A 3,048-nucleotide genomic window follows, 5' to 3' on the forward strand; every position below is an offset into this window, starting at 1 on the left:
CTCGATCGCCGTTGCGGTGATGACAGTCAACTGCGTGACGCGGTGATGGAATTGATCCAAGCGGACCGGCAAGCCGGCGACGGGGCGTTTCTACAGTCGCATCTTCTCAAACCCGACAGCCCCAATGACGACGCGTCAACGCTTGGCGACACGTTGAATCAAGACGACACGGATCGCTTCCGGGTCCTCAGTCCCTATCGCCAGGGAGGACTCGGTGAAGTCCTGTTGGCTCATGACCGGCAACTCGATCGCGACGTCGCGATCAAACAAATCAAACCGCGCTGGGCCGACAACGAGGAAGCACGGCAGCGATTCATTCAATAAGCCAAGGTGACCGGTCGGCTGGAACACCCCGGCATCGTGCCCGTCTATGCGATGGGCACCTGGCCGGATGGCCAACATTACTACGCGATGCGGTTTATCGAAGGCGACACGATGAAAGACACCATCGATCGTTATCATCGGCCGCCGCAACCCTCCGATTCCGCCGACGTCAAAGGGATGCGACTGCGCGAGCTGTTGTCACGATTCGTCGATGTCTGCAACACGATTCAGTACGCCCACAGCAAGCGCGTCCTGCATCGTGACATCAAGCCGTCCAACATCATGGTCGGCCCCTATGGTGAAACACTGGTCGTCGACTGGGGACTGGCCAAATTACTGGACGAACCGGTCGACGAATCGATGACGGCCGACCTGGCCCGAGCGATTGCCGAAGGAAGCGGGTCCACACCCACACGCGTCGGCGGCACCGTGGGCACGCCGCAATACATGAGCCCCGAACAAGCCCAAGGAAAACTCGAGTCCATCGGCACGCGGACCGACGTCTATTTGCTGGGCGCTACCCTGTACCAAATCCTGACCGGCCGCCCGCCTCATCAGGATGATTCCGTCTCCCGGCTGTTGAAAAAAATCGCCGCTGGAACGTTGACCCGGCCACGCCAGATCGCTGCCGACATCGCGCCGCCGCTGGAGTCGATCTGCTTGAAAGCGATGGCCACCGATCCCACCGACCGATACGCCGATCCGAACCACATCGCCGACGACGTCAATCGCTGGATGGCCGATCAAGCGGTCTCGGTCCACAAGGACTCCGTTTCGGTTCGCGTGAATCGCTGGATGCGACGACACCGCACCGCCACCAGTACCCTCGCCGTGACGCTTCTGCTGTTGGCCATCGGCGGTGTCTCGGGGTCCATTCTGTGGAATGTGGCCAACGTCCGAAAACTGCAAGCCGAACAGGAACGGCGCAGCAAGCGACTGGAACTCGAAGCCAAAGACCGACAACGGCTCGCGGAGTTACAAACCACCGCCGACGCCGCCGAGAATCTGGCCGCGATCGAGGTGTCTCGCGATCGATACACCTCCGCGTTGGACGTCTTGCGCAATACGCTGCCCGGCGTGCGATCGGAACCCCGACTGGTCGAACGAGCCGATCGAATCGAACAGAAAGCCAATCGCATCGAGGCGCTGGTCGATTTTTACACCCTCGCCGAAACCGTCGAGCAACAAAACGTCTTGAGCCGAGACACCAAAGCTCTGCTGGCGTGCACCACCGCCCTGAAACGACTGGGCATCTGGGACCGCGCCGATTGGTGGACCGGGCTGCCCGATCAAGATCTCTCGGCCGAACAGATCGATCGCCTTCGCTGGGACGTTTATCAACAGTTGATGTTGATGGATGCCATGCTGGTCAAATCGATCGGTGTCCGACTGACCGGCGAAGGTCGCGTCGGAGGCCCGAGCGCGTTGCTCCGTGCCGCCGGTCGATTGCTGACGACCAACGCCGGCAAAGCCGAAGCGAAGGCGGCGCTGGTGGTCAGTGACCGCATCGATCGGTTTCGACTGTCCGAATCCACCCGCTTGTATCGATCCATCGCAAACATGCGACTGGGCACTGGCGGGCGTTTGCAAGGAAAGGATTTGGGACAAACACGCAACGGCGCCGATGCGCACTCCCTGGCCGTGCTCAGCATGATCGCCGCGATCGACCCCAGCTTTGAATTGGTCTTTCGCGGCTATCAAGGTGACGACGCACTGCTCACCGCGCGTGATTTGTTCGGTCGCTCGGCCGCACTGGGCCCGAATTATTACGGATCGCATTTGGGCCTCGGGCAAGTTCATTATTTGATCGCCCAGCGGAACGGTGCCGAGCACCCCGACGATCTGCAATGGGAAGACTTGGCACCCGCGCTGCACGCCTTCGGTCAGTGCATCACGCTGTTGCCCCAGCGCTGCTTTGCCTTTGCCGATCGTTCCAGCGTCTATCGTTGGCAAGCCCAATTGATCGCCGACGACGAACGTTACAGCCCGGCCGAACGTCAGCGCCGAGCGACCGAACGGTTGCAATGGAGCCTCGAAGATGCCCAGCGGGCGATGCAGTCTTACGATGTGCACCCCTGGGTTGGATGGCAGGCCGGTCAGGCATACGCCGAACTGTCGCAAGTCGATCGAGCCCTGCGGCTTTGGATCCAAACCGCCATCGATACGTATCCCCTGGGAGAAATTGCCGACGTGCGTTTCGTCGCCGTCGACGATCTGCGGGGACGGGCACAAATCGGCGACTGGCTGCAACAACAACTCGCTCGCCCCGAATCGCAAATTCGTTTCAACCTGGTCGATGGCTTCACCGCGCTGGCCGGCGTCCGGCTCAATCAAGCCCGCCAGGACGAGGCGCTGGCGGCGATCGAATCGGCGTTGGCCATTGATCCAGACAACATTATCGCGCGGGCAATCCGTGGCATGATCTTGTTGCGCGAGCGAGCTTTCGAAACGGCCGAGTTCGATTTCCAGGCGGTTTGTGATGCCGATCCCGATCATCCGCTCGGGTCATTCGGGCTGGCGCAATGTCGGGAGAACCAGGGGCGATTGGGCGAGGCAGCGGCGATGTTTTTGATCGCGGAACGTGCCGCACTGACGGGCGAAAATCAGGCCGCCGCCGCCCTGGGACATTGCCGAACCGCAGCGTTGTCCGGCGACCTGGTCGCGGCGGAGGCTGCCGTCGGACGCGCGATTGACGTCGAACCCGCCTGCGATCTCCTCTCCACC

General features: G+C 61.3%; 2 protein-coding genes. Both read left to right on the forward strand.

Annotated elements, in window-relative coordinates:
* Positions 1 to 324: hypothetical protein (locus tag ABX749_RS27670; protein WP_372898875.1), on the forward strand; the 324-nt coding region annotated here is incomplete at its 5' end.
* Between the two features lie 6 nt (positions 325 to 330).
* On the forward strand, positions 331 to 3,048 hold a 2,718-nt coding region (locus ABX749_RS27675; RefSeq protein WP_372898876.1), incomplete at its 3' end, for a protein kinase.

The organism is Stieleria sp. (assembly GCF_041595215.1).
GTDB lineage: Bacteria > Planctomycetota > Planctomycetia > Pirellulales > Pirellulaceae > Stieleria > Stieleria magnilauensis.